Here is a 19,160-nt window from a genome sequence, read left to right as displayed (position 1 = left end):
ATGATACCCGGACTGAAGGCCGTCGTTTTCGACTGGGCCGGCACGATGATCGATTTTGGTAGCCGCGCGCCGGTGCTCGCCTTGTGCAAGCTGTTCGAAGGTGCTGGCGTGCCGGTAAGCGAAGCCGAGGCCCGCGCCGATATGGGGCGAGCCAAGCGCGATCATATTCGCGCGCTGCTCAGCCAGCCGCGCGTGGCGGATGCCTGGTCCGCCCTGCACGGCGCTCCTGCGGACGATGCGGCCATCGACGCTCTGTTCGCACAGATCGAACCGATGATGCGCGAGGCTGCCCGCGAATGCGCGGTGCTGATCCCCGGCGCGGCGGAGGTGGCACAGGCGCTCAAGGCCGCGGGCGTGCGGATCGGCTCCTGCACCGGCTATACCCGCGACATGATGGTCGACATCCTGCCGCGCGCTGCCGAACAGGGCTATGCGCCGGACTTATTGGTATGCGCCGGCGACACGGCGGAAGGGCGCCCTTCGCCGCTGATGCTATGGAAGAACCTGGTCGAACTCGGCGCCTGGCCGGCGACCGCCTGTGCGAAGGTCGATGACGCCGAAGTGGGCATCGCCGAGGGGCGCAGCGCTGGGGTATGGACCGTCGGTGTCGCGGCGAGCGGCAATGCGGTTGGTTTGTCGCTGACGGACTATACCGCGCTACCGGAAGCCGATCGCGCCGAGCGTGTTGCCGCAGCGCGCGCGCGTCTGGAAGCAGCGGGTGCCCATATCGTCATCGACAGCGTCGCCGATCTGCCGGCTGCGCTGGCGAAGCTGCCGATCGGCTAGGCTCTACAGCGTTGCTTCGATCGCGCGGGCGGCCTGGTCGGGATCGGCCGCCTGCGTGATCGGGCGGCCGATGACGAGGATCGAGGCGCCCGCGTCGATAGCCTTGCGCGGCGTTACCACGCGCTTCTGGTCGCCGACGCCTGCTTCTGCCGGGCGTACGCCGGGAACGACGAAGAACCCGTCCTTCCATGCGGCATGGGCAGCCTTCACTTCCTCGCCCGAGCAGACGATGCCGTCGACACCGGCTGAGCGGGCAAGTTCGGCGAGGCGGACGACCTGCTCGTGGGGATCGGGCTTCAGGCCGATCGAGGCCATGTCGTTGCCGTCCAGGCTGGTCAGCATCGTCACCGCCACTACCTTGGTGCCTTCCGGCGCTGCGGCCTTGGCGTCTTCCAGCATCGCCCGGCCACCGGCTGCGTGCACGGTCAGGATCGCCGGGTTGAGCGGCCGCAGCGCCTGGATCGCCTTGGCGACGGTGTTGGGGATGTCGTGGAATTTCAGGTCGAGGAAGATCGGCAGGCCGATCTCGGCCATTTCGTGCACGCCCTGGCGGCCATTGGCCATGAAGAATTCGAGGCCGAGCTTGATGCCGCCGACATGGTTGCGGATCTTCTGCGCCAGCGCCTTGGCGCGTTCCAGTTCGGGCGTGTCGAGCGCAACGTAAATGCGGCCGCTCATGCCTTCGCCCCGTCGCTCGTCTGCGTCCCGTCGGCAGGCGGCAAATCCCACCGGTTGGCGGGGCTGGGGGTGATGGTGCGGAGGTCTGCCAGTGCGCGCTCCAGTCCCGCGAAGCGCTGGCGCATCCGCCAGCGCAGTGTCTGGTATGCGACCAGCATCGGCAGGAAACCGGCGAGGAACACCAGCACCAGCAGGAGCGGCAGGCTTACATCGGCGATGAGTCCGCCCGACAGCTGGATGCTGACGCGCTCGTCGCCATTATAGATCACGAAGGCCGTGAAAAGCCCCCCGATCAGGAGCCAGAACAGCACCTTCAGAAACCGCATTCCATCCCTTCCCGCATTGGCTTGGACCGGTATATTAGGCCGGGAGGCCCCGCTTTGCCAGCCTCAGCCGATTTCTGCGCGCAGTTCGGCGAACAGGGCGGGGATGGCGGTCAGCACCGGCTCCTCCTGATCGAGGATCGCGCGGAAGGCATCACGCTTGATTGCAGCGATCCTTTCCTCTGCGGGGCGATCGCCGGGATCGAGTGTCGAGAGGACGATGTCGATCAGCCTGTCCGCGCCATGTAGCCGCCCCCACAGATAGTCGTTCTCGCGATAGGCGCGGCTGAAAAAGGCGCCGAAATTGTTGAACTGCACGCCTTTCAGCGTCGCCGCCGCACCGCCCTTGCGGATCGCGCAGGCATCGTCCGGGGCGATGCGATCGACGCGGATCGGGTCGAATTCGTCCATGCCCTCGCCCTGCAACAGCGGCAGTGTCGCAATGTCGAAGAACGGAAATCCCAGATAGGCGAGCAGCATCGGCCGCCGAAGATCCTTGCTCAGCACGCTGAACCCGGCAGACAGCCTTGTGTCCGTCTCCGCATCGAGCGCGCGCAGTCGCATACGCTGGGCGAGCAAGTCGAGTATCGGCCCGGCATCGCCGCTGAGCCCGCGTGCCGCCGCGCGCAGATCGGCGAACGTGTCGGTGCGCTTCAGCTCGAGATAGGCCGCAAGCGAATCGTAAATCGCATCGCGCATCGGCCGCAGCGGGGCTGTCGACCCGGCCACTTCCAGCTCCGCAAGCCGCCGGGCAAGGAAGCGGAGGCGACGAATGCGGAAGCCCAGATCGTGGCTGCGCAGGAAGTCCAGCGCCTCGGGGCCTGCGCCATTGGGCAGGGCGGCCCCGAACCGATCACCACCGCGCGCCCGCACGCTATGGCTTATCGCCTCGCGCAGGGTGTGAAGACGTTCGGGCGCCTGGCTACCGGCAAGGCCGTGAAGTAGCCGGGCGGTGCGTTCGATCGCGCCATCGACCTTCAGCAATGCATAAGCGGTATGGCCATAGCCTGCTCGGTTCGCGGCCGCTATCTGCGCGCGCCGTCGCCACGCCGAAAGCCGCTTCGGCGTCGGATAGTCGAGCCAAAGCGTATAGCCGAAAAGCGATTCGACCTGGCTTTCCACCTCAGCGCGGATTTCCGCGATGATCCCCAGCATCCGCTCGATCCGCGCCGAACGCTCGGCAATCGCTTCAAGGTTGTCGCGGATCGGCTGGTGGCGCGGCAGTTCGGACAGCGCGCCGAGGATGGTGCTGAAAAAGCCCGGCCGCTCTGTTGCCTTGCCGTAAAAGTCGAAGCGGAAGCCGGGCACCGGATCGATGAACACGAAACGGCGATCGACCTGCCGCCGCGCCGGCCGCTCGCGCAGCGCCTCCATCGCCGGGCGGAACGGGGCGTTGGCGAGCACCGATCCGTCTATGAGCACGGCATGCTCCGCGCGGTTTTCGGCCCATTGTCGGGGCAGGGCGCGTTCCAGAAACGCATCGCGGCCGGGCCAGGGTCGCCCGCGCTCGGCCAGCAGCGTGTCGATTTCCTCGACCGTGACCGGCGGGAAGGCGCCGGGGAAACTCGACGTAGCCCGCGCGGCGAACGCCAGTTCGGCGGGGTCGGCCAGCGGCCTGTTTATATCGCCATGGTCGGTGAAACCGAACACCAGCCGATGCTCATTCTCCATGACCTGCGGCGGCGAGTTGAGCCGCAACGGCTCGGGATGGCCGCGGAAATCGGTCGCGGTCACGAACAGGTCTAGCGGTTGGCCGGGCGGCAATAGTCGCTGGTCGACGGGGCCGCTTGCCATCGCATCGAAGGCATCGAGCAGCGTGCCGAGCAGTTGCTGGCCGCCAAAGGGAGGCTCGAACCAGCGCGAACGGACGAAGCGCTCCAGCTTGCCGCGCACTTCCTCCCGCGCGCCGGGTTCGACGGTCTCGTCGATGGTCTGGGCGCGATTGGCGACCATCCACGCAATGGGGGTGGCCCAGATCTTGGCCAGCCGGTGCGACGGCGCCTGCGTCGGTGCCAGCAGTGCCTCGACATCGGCATAGTCGAGCCACATGCGCGTCAGCGGATCGAGTGACTGGCCGGTGGAGATCGCCTGGGCCAGGAACACGGCGTTGATCCCGCCGGCGCTGGCGCCCGACAGTATGTCGACAAGGACGCGCAGGTTGATGCCGGTCGTCTCGTGAATTTCCTCGATCAGCCGCCGGTACACGTCCTGCGGGCCGTTGCCGTCTCGGACGGCGCAGCTCGCACGGGCAAGATGCCAGACTTCCTTGGTGATGCCGTGCATGTAAACGGCAAGGCTGATCCCGCCATAGCAGACCAGCGCGAGACGCAGTTCCTTTTCGTGCCGCTCCGCCATCAACGCGGCCGCAGCTTTGCCCAGACGGGCAGATGGTCGGACGCGGTGCGGGCGGCAAGACTGTGGTGAACACCGGCAGCGACGATGTCCAGATCGGGAGACGCCATGATGCGGTCCAGCCGCGCCATCGGCCGGCGCGCGTGAAAGCTTTTGCCGGTTTCAGCAAAGGCGAAATGCGCCGCGAAATCGCGCAGACAACCCGAATGGGCGCTCCATTCGTTGAGGTCGCCCATCATCACCGTCGGCAGCGGCGGGACGGCGGCGGAAAGATGGGTGAGGATCGCATGGGCCTGCCGCCGCCGCCACAGGCCGGACAGGTCGAGATGCATCCCCAGCACGCGCATTGCCACGCCGTTCACGCGCAGGTCCGCCATCACAGCCCCGCGCGGTTCGAGCGTAGGCAGATGGAGCGCTGAACAGCCAAGGATTTCGGCCTCCTTTCGCACGAGCAGCGCATTGCCGTGCCATCCCATCGACCGCGCCCGCATGTTGAGCGGCACCGGTTTCCACGGGCTGTGCTCGGCAAGAAGAGCGTGCGTCAGCACGGCCTCGCGCCGACCAAACCGGCGATCCGCTTCCTGAAGGGCGATTACGTCGGCGCCGATTTCGAGCAGCACTTCCAGCGTCCGCTCGGGGCGCCGGCGGCGATCTGTGCCGATCGCCTTGCGCATATTGTAGCTGGCTACCGTAATCATCCGCTTGCCTTATCGGATCGGCGGGGCGGCTTCGGCAAGGGGGTCAGTATCTTCCCTCACCCCGCGCGCGCTGCCCTTCGGCTTCGCGCGCGGCGGCGAGCAGGCTGTTGCCCGTGGCAATCGCAGCCTCGGGCGTCATGGCGATGGCCACGCCGTCCGGGCCATCGAGCAGCACCAGTCCCTGCTCGGCGCTGGCGACACCGCCTTCGCGCTCGGGCTTCAGCGGCGAGTCCTCCGGGTGCATGGCTGCGTCTCCTCCCGCAAAGCGCTTATGTCGCGCAGGTTGAGCGGCAAGAAACGCCCTAGTCGCAGCAAATTTCCGCAGGATTCAGGCCAAAGTCGCAATCCATTCGGCCAGCACATGCGGGTACAGGCGATGTTCTTCTTTCAGCACGCGGGCGGCGAGCGCATCGGCCGTGTCGCCCGGCTCGATCGCCACCCGCGCCTGACCCAGAACCGCGCCGCCATCCAGCTCTTCGGTCACGACATGGACGGACGCGCCGGCCTCGGCATCGCCGGCGGCGATGGCACGGGCGTGCGTATCGAGCCCCTTGTATTTCGGTAGCAGCGAGGGATGGATGTTGACGATACGGTCGCGCCAGTTGGCGACGAACGCATCGGAAAGCAGGCGCATATAGCCCGCGAGCGCGATCGCTTCGACGCCCGCCGCGCGCAGGGCCGCGTCGATCTTCGCCTCATAGTCCGCCTTGGGCATGCCCTTTGGCGACTGGGCAAAGGTCGGCACGCCGCGTTCGGCGGCCCAGGCGAGACCCGCCGCTTCCGGCTTGTCGCTGGCGACCAATGCTACGGTGTACGGACAATCGGGTGCAGCAGCGGCCTCGACCAGCGCCGCCATGTTCGATCCGCGCCCCGAAATGAGGATGCCAAGTTTGCGCTTCACGCTGAAACCTCACCCATGATGGGTGGCGCTCCAGTCGCTGCGCGCGCTCCAGACTTCGGCCGCCCCGAACACGGTACAACCGCGTTCGCCGGCTTCGACAGTACCGATGGTGAAGACGGTTTCCCCCGCTTCGGCGAGCGAGGCAGCGACCGTCTCGGCCTGATCTGGCGCAACCGCCGCGACCATGCCGATCCCGCAATTGAAGGTGCGGGCCATTTCCTCGGGCTCGATATTCCCTTGTGCCTGCAGGAACGCCATCAGGCGCGGCAGCGGCCAGGCGCCGGCGTCGATACGGGCATGACATCCTTCCGGCAGCACGCGCGGCACGTTTTCGAGCAACCCGCCGCCGGTGATGTGGGCAAGGCCGCGAATCGTGCCCTTGTGCAGTTCCGGCAACAGGCTGGCGACATAAATGCGGGTGGGCGCCATCAGCGCGTCGATGAGTAGCTGGTCCTGATCGAACAGGGCAGGGCGGTCGAGCTTCCAGCCCTTGTCGGCAGCGAGTCGCCGGACGAGCGAGAAGCCGTTCGAGTGCACGCCGGTGGACGCGAGGCCCAGCAACACGTCGCCCGGCCGGATCGCCTTGCCATCGAGCAACCGGTCGCGTTCCACCGCGCCGACGCAGAAGCCCGCCAGGTCATAATCGCCGGCGGCGTACATGCCCGGCATTTCTGCCGTTTCGCCCCCGATCAGTGCGCAGCCCGCCTGGCGGCATCCTTCGGCGATGGAGGCGATCACGCGCTCGGCAACGGCATTGTCGAGCTTGCCGCTGGCATAATAGTCGAGAAAAAACAGCGGCTCCGCGCCCTGGACGATCAGGTCGTTGGCGCACATCGCGACGAGGTCGATCCCCACGCCGTCATGATGGTTGTGCTCGATCGCCAGCTTCAGCTTGGTGCCGACGCCGTCATTCGCGGCGACCAGCAGCGGATCGGTAAAGCCGGCTGCCTTCAAATCGAAGATGCCGCCAAATCCGCCCAGATCGGCGTCTGCGCCGGCGCGCCGGGTGGAACGGGCAAGCGGGCCGATCGCGCGCACCAGCGCATTGCCTGCTGCAATCGAAACGCCCGCCTGGGCATAGGTGTAGGGGCCGTCGCCCGCTTTCGTGTCGCTCATGAAAGAAGCGCCTAGCCACAACGCGCTTGGATTTCCACGCCCGGTTCGCCAAAAGGGCGCCCACATGCAGTTTCGCCGCCGTCCCCTCGCCATTTTTGCTGCTTCTGCGCTCGCGCTTGCCGGTGCCGGGGTGGTGATGGCTGAATCGCAGGGTGGCGGGCCGGCCGCGCCCGCCGACGCGGTGAACAGCTTTGAAGTGCCCGGTGTGCAGGTCGACGTCTCCGGGAAAGATGCGGATATTGCGCGGCAGGGTGGCTGGCGTCTCGCGCAGCGCAAGGGCTGGGACATGCTCTCGCGAAAGCTGACCGGCCAACCCGGTAGCTTGCCCGATTCGGTGCTCGATTCGATTGTCACCGGCATCGTGGTGGAGCGGGAGCAGGTTGGCCCTTCGCGCTATATCGGGCGGCTTGGTGTTCTGTTCGATCGGGCCAAGGCAGGATCGATTCTGGGCGTTTCGATCGCCGTGACCCATTCGCCGCCGATGCTGCTGGTGCCGTTGCAGATTTCGGCCGGTACCGCACAGGTGTTTGAGCGCGAGACGGCCTGGGCGCGCGCGTGGAATCGGTTCCGCGCGGGTGGCAGCACGATCGATTACGTCCGCCTGCGCGGCACCGGACCCGATTCGCTCCTGGTCAATGCGGGGCAGACGCTGCGCCGCGGCCGCAACTGGTGGCGGACCATCCTCGACCAATATGGCGCCAACGATGTGCTGGTCGCCGAAGTGCAGTTGCGGCGCGAATATCCGGGCGGTCCGGTGGTGGGCACGTTCGCCGCCAGCCACGGGCCGGACCGGCTGCCGGTTGCGCGATTCGCGCTGCGAATCGACAATGGTGACGCGATCGACGCGCTGCTCGACGCAGGCGTCCAGCGGATCGACCAGGCCTATCAGGCCGCCTTGGCAAGCGGGCAGCTGCGCACCGACTCGGTGTTGTCTGCCCGTCCGCCGCTCGCACAGCCGGCGGTTGCAGAGGAGGAAGGGGACGACAGCGTCGATACCCCGTCTCCCACGCCTTCGGCTTCGTCGCTCGCAACGATCAGCGTCCAGTTTGAAACCCCCAATGCCGGCGCGGTAACGGCATCCGAGGCCGCGATCCGCGGCGTGCCCGGTGTGCGCACTGCCAACACCACCAGCCTTGCACTGGGCGGGATCAGCGTGATGCGCGTCACCTTCGACGGATCGCAGGCCAGCCTGCGCGCCTCGCTGGAGGCACGTGGGTGGAGCGTGCAGGAAGGCCCTGGCGTGCTCCGCGTCCGACGGGGAGGTGGGGCAGCTTCGCCGCAGGCATCGGGAACGCCCCGCACCGGCGCCACGCCGCGGCCCTCACCCAGCCCACGCGACCAATGACGCAGCTCCGCCTGCCGCTCGGTTTGCCGGAAGCGTGCGAGACGGAGTTCCTGATCAGCGACTCGAACGCCCGCGCCGTCCATCAGCTTGAACATTGGGGTACCTGGCCGGTGCTCGCGGCCGTGCTGGTCGGTCCGCGGAAGTCCGGGCGGAGCCTGCTCGCGAGGATCTTCGCCGCGAAAAGCGATGCGACGATCATCGACGATGCCGAGCGCGTGAAAGAGGCCGACATCTTCCATGCCTGGAACCGGGCGCAGTCGGAACATAAGCCGTTGCTGATCGTCGCCGATGCCGCGCCGCCGGCATGGGCGGTACGGCTGCCCGACCTGCGTTCTCGCCTCGCCGCCTCGCCGTTGCTGGAGATAGGGCCGCCGGACGATGCGCTGATCCCGCAATTGCTCGACCGTGCCTTTGCGCGCCATCTGCTCCATGCCTCGCCCGCCGTGATCGCCTGGATCGCGAAGCGGATCGAGCGCAGCCATGTCGCCATTCTGCGCGTGGCGGACCTATTGGAGACCGAGACCGATGGCCGTTTGTCGCTGCCGGTCGTGCGATCTACACTCAAGGCTGCAAGCCTTTTGACGCATTCCGACGATAGCGAGAGCGAATGACCGATTCTGCCACCGTCTCCATTACCGCCGTCGCGCCCGCCGCCGATGCCGGTCCCCGCTATTTCAATCGCGAACTGTCCTGGCTCGCCTTCAACCGTCGGGTGATGGAGGAGGCGTGCAACCCCGCCCATCCGCTGCTCGAAAGGCTGCGCTTCCTGTCCATTTCGGGTAGCAATTTCGACGAATTCTTCATGGTGCGTGTTGCCGGGCTGATGGGCCAGCAGCTCCAGAGCATCGACACCCGCTCTGCCGATGGCCTCACTCCGGCGCAGCAACTGGAGGCGATTTCGGCCGAGGCGGCGACGCTGGCCGACGAACAGCAGGCCGTGTGGGTCGATATCCGCGCGCAGCTCGCGCTCGCCAATATCTTCGTGCTCGAAGCCGACGCGATTACCGGCGAGACGGAGGAATGGCTGGAGGCCCATTTCCGCGAACAGATTTTCCCGATCCTGACGCCGCAGGCGCTCGATCCGGCCCACCCGTTTCCGTTCATCCCCAACCAGGGATCGAGCGTGATCTTCAACCTCGTCCGCAAGTCCGACCGCGAGCCGATCCAGGAACTGGTGATGCTGCCGACGACGATGAAGCGGTTCGTGCGCCTGCCCGGTGCACCGGCCCGCTATGTCGCGATCGAAACGCTGATCAAGCATTTCGCACGGCTGGTTTTCCCCGGGTATGAGATGCTCGGCGCCGCAACCTTCCGCGTCCTGCGCGACAGCGACATCGAGATCGAGGAAGAGGCCGAAGATCTGGTGTTGACCTTCCGCTCCGCGATCAAGCGCCGCCGTCGCGGCCGCGTCATCCGCCTGGAGATGGAAGAAGGGATCGCGCCCGATCTTGAAGCCATTCTGAAGGAAGAACTGGGCGGCAGCGAGGCGCTGCTTACTGAAACCGGCGGCTTTCTGGGTGTGGGCGACCTGTCGCTGCTGGTCGACGAGGACCGGCCCGACCTGAAATTCACGCCCTTTTCGGCGCGCTTCCCGGAGCGCATCCGCGAATATGGCGGCGACTGTTTCGCCGCTATCCGCGCCAAGGACATTATCGTCCATCACCCGTACGAAACCTTCGACGTGGTGCTCAGCTTCCTCCAGCAGGCGGCAGCGGACCCTGATGTCGTGGCGATCAAGCAGACCCTCTATCGCGCCGGCAAGCAGCCGGCCGTCATCAATGCGCTGATCGGGGCGGCCGAGGCCGGCAAGTCCGTCACCGCGGTCGTCGAACTGAAGGCGCGCTTCGACGAGGAGCAGAACCTCTATTGGGCGACCGCACTGGAGCGCGCCGGCGTCCAGGTGGTCTATGGCTTTATCGACTGGAAGACGCACGCCAAGGTGTCGATGGTCGTGCGACGCGAGGGCAATGGTTATCGCACCTACTGCCATTTCGGCACCGGCAATTACCATCCGATCACGGCGCGCATCTATACCGATCTCAGCTTCTTCACGGCCGATCCGCGACTGGGCCGTGATGCCGCGCAGTTGTTCAACTACGTCACCGGCTATGTCGAGCCCCAGCATCTCGAGCTGCTTGGTATCTCGCCCCGCGACCTGCGCAATCGGCTGGGTGGCCTGATCGACGAGGAAATCGCCCATGCACGCGCGGGTGAGCCGGCGACGATCTGGGCCAAGATGAACTCGCTGGTCGACCCGGCGATTATCGAGAAGCTGTACGAGGCGAGCGGCGCAGGCGTGCATGTCGAGCTGGTGGTGCGCGGCATCTGCTGCCTGCGTCCCGGTGTCGCCGGCATGAGCGAGAATATCCGGGTCAAGTCGATCGTCGGGCGGTTTCTGGAGCACAGCCGCATCTGGGTGTTCGGAAACGGCAAGGCACTGCCGAACGACGGCGCGAAGGTGTTCATTTCCTCGGCCGACTGGATGCAGCGCAACTTCGACCGGCGCGTCGAGTTCATGTTGCCGATCCTCAACAGGACCGTGCACGATCAGGTGCTCGATCAGGTGATGGTGGCGAACCTGCTGGACAATGAACAAAGCTGGCTGCTGGCGCCCGATGGCCATTATGACCGCGTCGAGCCCGGCGAGGATGGCGAATTCAACCTGCATCGCTATTTCATGACCAACCCCTCGCTGTCGGGTCGCGGCGCCGCCCTTGGGTCGCGCAAGCCGGTGCCCAAGCTGTCGCCGCGCAAGCGCCGGGCGGCCATGGCGAAGGGCGATTGAGCCGGGTGACGACGATGTTGTTCCGCAAGCCGCGCGTGGAGGCCGTCTCCGCCCGCCCGCGCACGGCGATCATCGATATCGGGTCCAATTCCGTCCGGTTGGTTGTCTATGAAGGCCCGGCGCGGCTGCCGGCCATCCTGTTCAACGAGAAGGTGATGGCCGGGCTGGGCCGGGGGCTGGCCGAAACGGGCACCATCGATGCCGCGGCGCTGGCCAGTGCGCGGGCGGCGCTGGCGCGTTTCGCGCTGCTCGCCCGCGAAATGCAGGTCAGCGAGCTGCGTACTGTCGCCACGGCGGCGGTGCGGGATGCCGCGAACGGCGGCGAACTGATCGCGGCGGCGGAAGCGTTGGACCTCGAGGTCGAGCTGCTTTCGGGCGAGGAAGAGGCGACCGCATCGGGCATGGGCGTGCTGTCGGGTATTCCTGACGCCGATGGTATTGTGGGCGATCTGGGCGGCGGCAGCCTGGAGCTGGTGCGGGTGGTTGCGGGGACGGTGACTGACCGGGTCTCCTTCCCGCTGGGCGTGCTGCGTCTGGGCGCGATCCGTGGGCGTGGAAAGACCGCGCTCGACCGCGAGGTGACCCGGCTGATCGACGCAGCCGGCTGGCGGGGGCGAGGGAAGGGGTTGCCCTTCTACCTTGTGGGCGGCTCCTGGCGGTCCCTGGCAAAGCTGGACATGCACCTCTCCGGATACCCGCTGCCGATCGTCCACCAATATTCGCTGGCGATCGATCGGGTGGCCGAACTGGGGCGCCACGTCGAAGGCGCGACCAAGGCCGATCTGCGCACCGTGCCGGACCTGTCGAGCGCGCGCATTCCGACACTGGCCGACGCCGCGGCGGTGCTGGTGGCGGTTGGCAAACAACTGGGCAGCGCCGGCGCGATCGTCTCTGCATACGGCCTGCGCGAGGGATTGCTGTTCCAGCGCCTTTCGGCAGCACAGCGTCGGCAGGATCCGCTGATAGTGGCCGCGCGCGAGGAAGGGCAGCGGCTCGGGCGGTTCCCGGAACATGGCGATCTGCTGGATGCGTGGCTGGCACCGCTGTTCCACGACAGCCCCGAATGGGCGCGGTTGCGCCATACCGCCTGCCTGCTGGCCGATGTGGGCTGGCGCGCAAATCCGGAGTTCCGGGCTGAACGCGGCATGGAGATCGGGCTGCACGGCAACTGGGTCGGCATCGACGCAGCCGGACGGGCGATGGTGGCGCAGGCGCTCTACACCTCGCTGGGCGGTGCGCTCGATACGCCGGTGCCGCTGACCAGGCTCGCCTCGCTTGAGGCGCTGGCCGAGGCCAAGCGATGGGGCCTCGCGATGCGGCTGGGGCAGCGCCTGAGCGGCGGTGTGGCTGCGCCGCTCAAGCGCTCGCGCCTGCGGCTTGAGGATACGGCGCTGGTGCTGAGCCTCGCCGATGGCGACGAGCCGCTGTACGGCGAAGCGGTAGAGAAGCGCCACCGGGCGCTGGCGGCCGCGATGGAGCGGGAGCCGGTGTTGGAGACGTGAGCGCCATTCCCCTCCCGCAAGCGGGAGGGGAGTAGGTGGGAAGCTTGTGTAGAAGGCTCACCCGCAACGTGCGTCGGTAATCTTCCCGGCCGCATCGACATGCAGGTTCAGCCGATCCGGCCGGAAATCCATCGTCACGGCCGAACCGGGCTCGATCCAGCGCACCCGCCTGGCCCCGGCATGTTGCATCGCTTCGGCCTCGATCGCGGCGGAGCGGGGCTTGCCTTTCAGGTACAGCACCCGGTTGGCGTCGCACTCGATTCCCGGCGGCAGCGGCTTCACCTTTTCAGGGACGCAGCCGGCGGTAACGCCGGCGAGCAGGATCAGGGCCGCGCCCCGGATCATGCCTGCTCCTCGGTACGGCTCATCTTGAGCTTGCCGTTGCGGACTGCGAAGGCGAGCTGGCCTTCGACCAGCGCCAGCGCGTCGCGGCCGAACTGTTCGTAGCGCCAGCCTTCCAGGATCGGCAGATCCTTGCGCACCCCGGCGGCCAGTGCTTCGAGATCCTCGGATCGGGCCAGCAACCGCGCGGCGACATTGATTTCCTTGGCGCGGATCTTGAGCAGCAGCTTCAGGAGATCGGCGACCAGCGCTCCATCCTTGCCCAGTGCCGGCTTGCGCTCCTCGCGGCCGGGCATTTCGCTGGCGGGCATCGGCTTGGCCTCGGCCACGGCATCCATCAGCCGTCCGCCGATGTCGTTGCCGGCCCAGGCGGCAGAGAGGCCTCGCACCTTGGCGAGATCGGCCTGCTTCCGTGGCGGATTGGCGGCGAGATCGGCGAGCGTCTCGTCTTTCATGATCCGCCCGCGTGGCAGATCCTTGCCCTGCGCTTCCAGTTCGCGCCACCGCGCCAGCGACTTCAGCCGACCCAGCACGTCGGGCTTACGGCTGTTGACGCGGACGCGCTGCCACACCTGATCGGGATCGTTGCGGTAATTTTCGGGATTGCTGATCCTCTCCATTTCCTGGTCCAACCAGGCGCCGCGACCGCTCCGGCGCAGCTTGTCGAGCATCTTCGGGAAGATCTTCGACAGATGGGTCACGTCGGCGATCGCATAGTCGATCTGGCGCTTGTCGAGCGGCCGCCGTGCCCAGTCGGTGAAGCGCGCGCCCTTGTCGACGGTGATGCCCAGATAGGCGTCGACCAGATTCGAATAGCCGACCTGCTCGCCTTGCCCCAGCGCCATGGCGGCAACCTGGGTGTCGAACATCGGGTGCGGCGTCTTCCCGGTAAGGTTGTAGACGATCTCGATGTCCTGGCCGCCGGCGTGGAAGACCTTCAGCACCTCCTCATTGTCGACCAGCAGGTCGAGCAGGGGGCCAAGGTCGAGGTCGGGCGCCTTGGGGTCGATCGCCGCAGCCTCCTTGTCGTTCGCCACCTGGATCAGGCAAAGTTCGGGCCAGTAGCTGTTTTCGCGCATGAATTCTGTATCGACCGTAACGTAGTCGGATTGCGCGAGGCGGGAGCAGAGATCGGCGAGAGTAGCGCTGTCTTCGATCAGACCATGAATATGCATCCGAAGCCCATATACCGGTCTTCGGGTTGACAAAAGTGGGGTGTGACCGGAATGCGCCCTCCACGAGTTACAAATCGAGAAGTCGAGGAACATGCACGCCTATCGCACCCACAATTGTGCCCAGCTTTGCACCGCCGATGTCGGGCAGACGGTCCGCCTGTCGGGCTGGGTGCACCGCAAGCGCGACCATGGCGACCTGGTGTTCGTCGATCTGCGCGACCATTATGGCGTCACCCAGATCGTTACCGACGTCAGCGGCCCGGCCTTTGCCGCGATCGAGTCGCTGCGCTCGGAATCGGTGATCACCGTCACCGGTACGGTGGTCGCGCGCGACCCCAGCGTAGTGAACCCCAACCTGCCGACCGGTGAGATCGAGGTCCGTGCGGCTGAAGTGACCGTGCAGTCGGCGGCCGCCGACCTGCCGATGCCGGTGTTCGGCGATCAGGAATATCCGGAGGAAATCCGGCTACGGAACCGTTATCTCGATCTGCGCCGCGAGAAGGTCCACAAGAACATCGTGCTGCGCTCGAACGTGATCGCGTCGCTGCGCCGCCGGATGATCGACCAGGGCTTCACCGAATTCCAGACGCCGATCCTGACCGCGTCGAGCCCGGAGGGTGCGCGCGACTATCTGGTGCCCAGCCGCGTCCATCCGGGCAAATTCTATGCGCTGCCGCAGGCACCGCAGATGTTCAAGCAGCTGCTGATGGTCGCAGGCTTCGACCGCTATTTCCAGATCGCACCCTGCTTCCGCGACGAGGACGCGCGCGCCGACCGGTCCCCAGGCGAATTCTACCAGCTCGATTTCGAAATGAGCTTTGTCACGCAAGACGATGTTTTCGCGGCGATCGAGCCGGTGCTGCACGGGGTGTTTGAAGAGTTTGCAGACTGGGAAGGCATGGGCCGCAGCGTGTCGGCGCTGCCGTTCAAGCGCATCCCGTACCGTGAATCGATGCTGAAGTACGGCAACGACAAGCCCGACCTGCGCAACCCGCTGGTGATCGCCGACGTGTCGGACTTCTTCAAGGGATCGGGCTTCGGCCGCTTCGCCTCGATCGTCGAGGGCGGCGATGTCGTTCGCGCCATCCCGGCGCCCGGCACGCACGAGAAGAGCCGCAAGTTCTTCGACGACATGAATAGCTGGGCGCAGTCGGAAGGCTTCCCCGGCCTCGGCTATGCGACGCAGAAGGATGGCGTGTTCGGCGGTCCGATCGCCAACAACCATGGCCAGGACGGCATGAAGGCAATTGCCGAGGCGATGGGCCTTGGCCCGAACGACGGCATCTTCTTCGCCGCCGGCAAGGAAGCACAGGCCGCCAAGCTCGCCGGGCTCGCCCGCACCCGCGTTGCCGACCAGCTCGAGCTGATCGACAAGAAGCGCTTCGAGTTCTGCTGGATCGTCGACTTCCCGATGTTCGAATATGACGAGGACGCGAAGAAGGTCGATTTCAGCCACAACCCCTTCTCGATGCCGCAGGGCGAGCTGGAGGCGCTGGAGACGAAGGATCCGCTCGACATCCTCGCCTATCAGTACGACATCGTCTGCAACGGCATCGAGCTGTCCTCGGGCGCGATCCGGAACCACAAGCCCGAGATCATGTATAAGGCGTTCGAAATCGCCGGCTATACCCGCGAGGATGTCGACACGAACTTTGCGGGCATGATCAATGCCTTCAAGTTCGGCGCACCGCCGCACGGCGGCTCGGCCCCGGGCGTCGACCGCATCGTGATGCTGCTCGCCGACGAACCGAACATCCGCGAGGTGATCGCCTTCCCGATGACGCAGAAGGCTGAAGACCTGATGATGGGCGCACCCTCGATCGTCAGCGACAAGCAGCTCAAGGAACTGCACATCCGCCTCGCGCCGGGTGTCGATCCGAAGGCGAACTGAGGCGAACGGGCGCGGCGGCCCCTTGCCAAGCCGCCGCGCCCCGCCTTTGATGCCGCCAGAGGAAGGCAGGCGGCATGATCGATCTATCGGATTATGAATCCGGCAAGAAATTCAACGGCGACTATGACGCCGAGCTGGCGAAACTGCAGCGGCGGCTGAGCCATATCCAGACCGCGCACATCGTCCACAAGCGCCGCGCGATCATCGCTTTCGAGGGCTGGGACGCGGCCGGCAAGGGCGGGGTGATCAAGCGGCTGACTGCCGAATGGGATCCCCGCTATTACGAGGTGTGGCCGATCGCCGCGCCGACCCAGGAAGAGCTTTCGCACCATTTCCTGTGGCGTTTCTGGCAGCGCCTGCCCGCCCAGCACAATATCGCGGTGTTCGACCGTACCTGGTACGGCCGGGTGCTGGTCGAGCGGGTCGAGGGCTTGGCCAGCGAGGCGGAATGGCGGCGCGGCTTTGCGGAGATCAACGATTTCGAATCGCAACAGGTCAACAACGGCGCGACGCTGGTGAAAGTCTTCCTGCACGTGACGCAGGAGACGCAGGACAAAAGGCTGCGCGACCGCGTGACGCACCCCTGGAAGCGCTGGAAGATCGGTGCGGAAGACTTTCGCAATCGCGCGCGCCGGGCGGATTATCTAGAGGCGATGCACGCGATGTTCCGCGAGACGAACACGCCCCATTCGCGCTGGACGCTGATCGATGGCAACGACAAGAAGGCCGCGCGGATCGCCGCGCTTACGGCGATTGCCGATCAACTGGAGGCGCATGTACCGATGACACCGCCTGAACTCGATTCCGAAGTGGCAAGGCTTGCCGAGGCAGCCCTGGGCAAGCTTTGACGGCTATTTGCCGAGCATTACTGCCAGCAGCTCGTAATAGCCGGCGAGATCGATCGCGCGTTCGAACTGGCAGCCGATCCGCCCGCCCAATGCCCAGCGGACTTCCGCGACGACCACTCCGACCTTGGGCAAGCGCACGCGCAGGCGGTCACCCGCCTCGAAATGTCCCTCGCACCGCGCCATCAGCCCGTGCGGCGAAACGTTGACGATCAGGAAGGTGAGCTGGCGCGCATCCGGGCCGAATGCGCGGGCACGGAAATGCACCTCATCCCGGTCGACGAGGCGATTGTCAGCAAAGGCCAGATTTCCGTACACAAAACCCACAGGCGCCTCATCGAAACCGGAGGTACGCTGAAAGGGATAGGTGGCGCGTGTGAATGGTCCGACAAAAACCGTGCTTAACGCCGGGTTATGCGCCCGGCGTCAGCAGGCCGTGATGCTTCTTGCCCGCGGAAATGCGGACCTCGCCTGACACGGCGATGATGGCGGCTTCGTCGTCGATCTTGTCGCCTTCGACGCGCGCGCCACCGCCCTTGATCAGACGCCGCGCTTCGCCCTTCGATGCGCAAAAGCCCAGTCCGACCAGCGCATCGACCACGCTGATGCTGCCGCCCACCGACAGCGTCGGGAGCGCGCCGCCGGATGCTCCTTCCTCAAAGGTCTTGCGGGCGGTTTCGGCCGCTTCCTCGGCGCCGGCGCGGCCGCGGCACATGGCCGTGGCTTCATTGGCGAGGATCTTCTTTGCCTCGTTGATCTCGGCACCTTCCAGCGCTTCCAGCCGGGCGATTTCGTCGAGCGGCAAATCGGTGAACAGGCGCAGGAACCGGCCGACGTCACGGTCGTCGGTGTTCCGCCAGAACTGCCAGTAATCATAATGTGGCAGGGCGTCCGGGTTCAGCCATACGGCGCCGGACATGGTCTTGCCCATCTTGCCGCCGTCCGCCGTCGTGATGAGCGGCGTGGTGACGCCGTACACGTCGGTACCGTCGACGCGACGCGACAGCTCGATGCCGTTGACGATGTTGCCCCACTGGTCCGATCCGCCCATCTGCAACCGGCAGCCGGCGCGGCGCGACAGCTCCAGAAAGTCATAGCCCTGGAGGATCATGTAGTTGAATTCGAGGAAGCTCAGCGACTGTTCGCGGTCGAGCCGCAGCTTGACCGAATCGAAGCTCAACATCCGGTTGATCGAGAAATGCCGGCCTATGTCGCGCAGGAAGGGAATATACTCCAGCTTGTCGAGCCAGTCGGCGTTGTCGACCATCACCGCGTCCGTTGGGCCGTCGCCGAACGTCAGGAAGTTCTCGAACACGGTCTTGATCGAGGCGATGTTGCTGCTGATCGTGTCGAGCGTCAGCATCTTGCGAGCTTCGTCCTTGAAGCTCGGGTCGCCGATCTTGCCGGTGCCACCGCCCATCAACACGATGGGTTTATGGCCGCTCTGTTGCATCCGCCGCAGCAGCATGATCTGCACCAGGCTGCCGACATGGAGCGACGGTGCGGTAGGATCGAAGCCGATATAGCCGGGCACGATCTGCTTGCTGGCGAGCGCGTCGAGGCCCTCGGCGTCAGTCACCTGATGGATGTACCCGCGCGTGGCGAGCAGGCGAAGCAGATCGGACTTGTATTCGGTCATGGTGCGAGCGCGCATAGCCAATGCGCGCGGCTGCGTCATCCCCGGCGTTCAATCCTGGGTCTGCAGCTCCCAGGTGGCATGCTGCACGTCGTGGCGGCTGGCCAGATGATGCGTGATCGCATCGAGATCGGCGTCAAGCGCGGCGGTTGAGACCAGCCGGGCGCGCAGTTCCATCAGGCCGTCGGGGCGTTCGGTGGTCTCCGTCTCGGCAACCGGGTAACGCATGAGTTCGAGATGGTCGGTCAGCAGGTCGCGCAGCCGGTCGACTTCGGCGGATTCGGCCGTCAGCGTAACGAAGTAGGTCGCCTCGACATGCCCGCCGGCCAACGGCACGCGGTTTATGGCGTTGACGACGGGGCGCAGCAGCGTGTTGCCGGCGATCACGAATACCGCGAGAGTCGCCGCCTCGGCCGCCATGTCGCTCCCCGCACATGCGCCGACCGCCGCCGAGCACCACAAGGTCGCGGCAGTGTTCAGGCCGCGGACGTTCATTCCTTCCTTCATGATCACACCGGCGCCTAGAAAGCCGATGCCGGAGACGACATAGGAAATCACCCGCACCGCCTCGAGATCGCCGGCGATCCGCTGCGCGAGATCGACGAATGCCGCGGATCCCAGCGCAACAAGCGCATTGGTGCGCAGTCCCGCCGTGCGCTGGCGAAACTGTCGCTCCGCCCCGATCGCCGCGCCTAGTAGCAGCGCCAGCGAATAGCTGAGCAGCGTGTCGCAATAGGCGGCAAGCTGGAAGGTGTGGAGGAACTTCATATGTGGTGCCCCCGCGC

General features: G+C 65.9%; 19 protein-coding genes. 7 read left to right on the top strand and 12 right to left on the bottom strand.

From position 1 onward, the window contains the following. Entirely contained in the window at window positions 1-786 is a 786-nt protein-coding gene (gene phnX / locus ACT53M_RS02150) for a phosphonoacetaldehyde hydrolase (RefSeq protein ID WP_476231165.1), read from the top strand. Between the two features lie 3 nt (window positions 787-789). Here phnX and pyrF read toward each other — a convergent pair whose 3' ends face one another. The 7 genes from pyrF to purM form a co-directional block, all read right to left on the bottom strand. Next, a complete protein-coding gene (gene pyrF, locus ACT53M_RS02145) occupies window positions 790-1,464 on the bottom strand; it encodes an orotidine-5'-phosphate decarboxylase (RefSeq protein WP_476231163.1) in 675 nt (224 codons plus the stop codon). Further along, a complete protein-coding gene (locus tag ACT53M_RS02140) occupies window positions 1,461-1,790 on the bottom strand; it encodes a LapA family protein (RefSeq protein ID WP_476231162.1) in 330 nt (109 codons plus the stop codon). Before ACT53M_RS02140 ends, pyrF begins: the two co-directional genes overlap by 4 nt. A 63-nt stretch (window positions 1,791-1,853) precedes the next feature. Further along, complete coding sequence (locus ACT53M_RS02135; RefSeq protein ID WP_476231160.1) at window positions 1,854-4,142, bottom strand: patatin-like protein; 2,289 nt, start codon at window positions 4,140-4,142, stop codon at window positions 1,854-1,856. Further along, entirely contained in the window at window positions 4,142-4,837 is a 696-nt protein-coding gene (locus tag ACT53M_RS02130; protein ID WP_476231158.1) for an endonuclease/exonuclease/phosphatase family protein, read from the bottom strand. Before ACT53M_RS02130 ends, ACT53M_RS02135 begins: the two co-directional genes overlap by 1 nt. Window positions 4,838-4,880: 43 nt before the next feature. Next, on the bottom strand, window positions 4,881-5,081 hold the full coding sequence (locus ACT53M_RS02125; RefSeq protein WP_476227716.1) for a hypothetical protein: 201 nt from the start codon (window positions 5,079-5,081) through the stop codon (window positions 4,881-4,883). Window positions 5,082-5,165: 84 nt separating this feature from the next. Then, a complete protein-coding gene (gene purN / locus ACT53M_RS02120; RefSeq protein ID WP_476231156.1) occupies window positions 5,166-5,738 on the bottom strand; it encodes a phosphoribosylglycinamide formyltransferase in 573 nt (190 codons plus the stop codon). Between the two features lie 9 nt (window positions 5,739-5,747). Further along, window positions 5,748-6,854, bottom strand: coding sequence for a phosphoribosylformylglycinamidine cyclo-ligase (gene purM / locus ACT53M_RS02115; protein ID WP_476231154.1), 1,107 nt, complete (start codon window positions 6,852-6,854; stop codon window positions 5,748-5,750). Window positions 6,855-6,918: 64 nt separating this feature from the next. Between purM and ACT53M_RS02110 the strand changes: the two genes are divergently transcribed. Genes ACT53M_RS02110 through ACT53M_RS02095 form a run of 4 tightly spaced genes read left to right on the top strand, consistent with a single transcriptional unit; the run spans window position 6,919 to window position 12,486 of the window. Beyond that, on the top strand, window positions 6,919-8,199 hold the full coding sequence (locus ACT53M_RS02110; RefSeq protein WP_476231152.1) for a heavy-metal-associated domain-containing protein: 1,281 nt from the start codon (window positions 6,919-6,921) through the stop codon (window positions 8,197-8,199). Beyond that, window positions 8,196-8,810: a P-loop NTPase family protein gene (locus ACT53M_RS02105; RefSeq protein ID WP_476231150.1), complete on the top strand. Its 615-nt coding sequence runs from the start codon at window positions 8,196-8,198 to the stop codon at window positions 8,808-8,810. The genes ACT53M_RS02110 and ACT53M_RS02105 overlap by 4 nt, the downstream gene beginning before the upstream one ends. Beyond that, window positions 8,807-10,984 carry an RNA degradosome polyphosphate kinase gene (locus ACT53M_RS02100; RefSeq protein ID WP_476231148.1) on the top strand — a complete coding sequence of 726 codons (2,178 nt, stop codon included), beginning with the start codon at window positions 8,807-8,809 and terminating at the stop codon, window positions 10,982-10,984. The genes ACT53M_RS02105 and ACT53M_RS02100 overlap by 4 nt, the downstream gene beginning before the upstream one ends. Window positions 10,985-10,989: 5 nt before the next feature. Beyond that, window positions 10,990-12,486, top strand: a complete 1,497-nt coding sequence (locus tag ACT53M_RS02095) for a Ppx/GppA phosphatase family protein (protein WP_476231574.1) — start codon at window positions 10,990-10,992, stop codon at window positions 12,484-12,486. A 57-nt stretch (window positions 12,487-12,543) separates the two neighbouring features. Here ACT53M_RS02095 and ACT53M_RS02090 read toward each other — a convergent pair whose 3' ends face one another. Then, the gene (locus tag ACT53M_RS02090) at window positions 12,544-12,831 is read right to left on the bottom strand and encodes an I78 family peptidase inhibitor (protein WP_476231146.1); all 288 of its coding nucleotides are present in this window, start codon (window positions 12,829-12,831) and stop codon (window positions 12,544-12,546) included. Next, window positions 12,828-14,003 (bottom strand): ribonuclease D, encoded by a 1,176-nt coding sequence (gene rnd / locus ACT53M_RS02085; RefSeq protein ID WP_476231144.1) that lies wholly within the window; start codon window positions 14,001-14,003, stop codon window positions 12,828-12,830. The genes ACT53M_RS02090 and rnd overlap by 4 nt, the downstream gene beginning before the upstream one ends. Before the next feature lie 91 nt (window positions 14,004-14,094). Between rnd and aspS the strand changes: the two genes are divergently transcribed. Both aspS and ACT53M_RS02075 read left to right on the top strand, forming a co-directional pair. Beyond that, entirely contained in the window at window positions 14,095-15,894 is a 1,800-nt protein-coding gene (aspS, locus tag ACT53M_RS02080) for an aspartate--tRNA ligase (protein WP_476231142.1), read from the top strand. Window positions 15,895-15,968: 74 nt separating this feature from the next. Then, window positions 15,969-16,742: a polyphosphate kinase 2 family protein gene (locus ACT53M_RS02075; protein ID WP_476231140.1), complete on the top strand. Its 774-nt coding sequence runs from the start codon at window positions 15,969-15,971 to the stop codon at window positions 16,740-16,742. A 3-nt stretch (window positions 16,743-16,745) separates the two neighbouring features. On the opposite strand, the gene ACT53M_RS02070 is transcribed toward ACT53M_RS02075, so the two are convergent. From ACT53M_RS02070 to ACT53M_RS02060, 3 genes are all read right to left on the bottom strand, one after another. Beyond that, window positions 16,746-17,066, bottom strand: coding sequence for a PilZ domain-containing protein (locus ACT53M_RS02070; RefSeq protein WP_476231138.1), 321 nt, complete (start codon window positions 17,064-17,066; stop codon window positions 16,746-16,748). A gap of 85 nt (window positions 17,067-17,151) precedes the next feature. Continuing rightward, the gene (gene tyrS, locus ACT53M_RS02065; protein WP_476231573.1) at window positions 17,152-18,378 is read right to left on the bottom strand and encodes a tyrosine--tRNA ligase; all 1,227 of its coding nucleotides are present in this window, start codon (window positions 18,376-18,378) and stop codon (window positions 17,152-17,154) included. Window positions 18,379-18,426: 48 nt separating this feature from the next. Further along, complete coding sequence (locus tag ACT53M_RS02060) at window positions 18,427-19,143, bottom strand: MgtC/SapB family protein (protein ID WP_476231136.1); 717 nt, start codon at window positions 19,141-19,143, stop codon at window positions 18,427-18,429. Window positions 19,144-19,160: the final 17 nt, after the last annotated feature.

It is taken from the genome of Sphingomonas sp. DMC6, from assembly GCF_056314225.1.
This window is presented reverse-complemented; position numbering and strand designations above follow the sequence as displayed.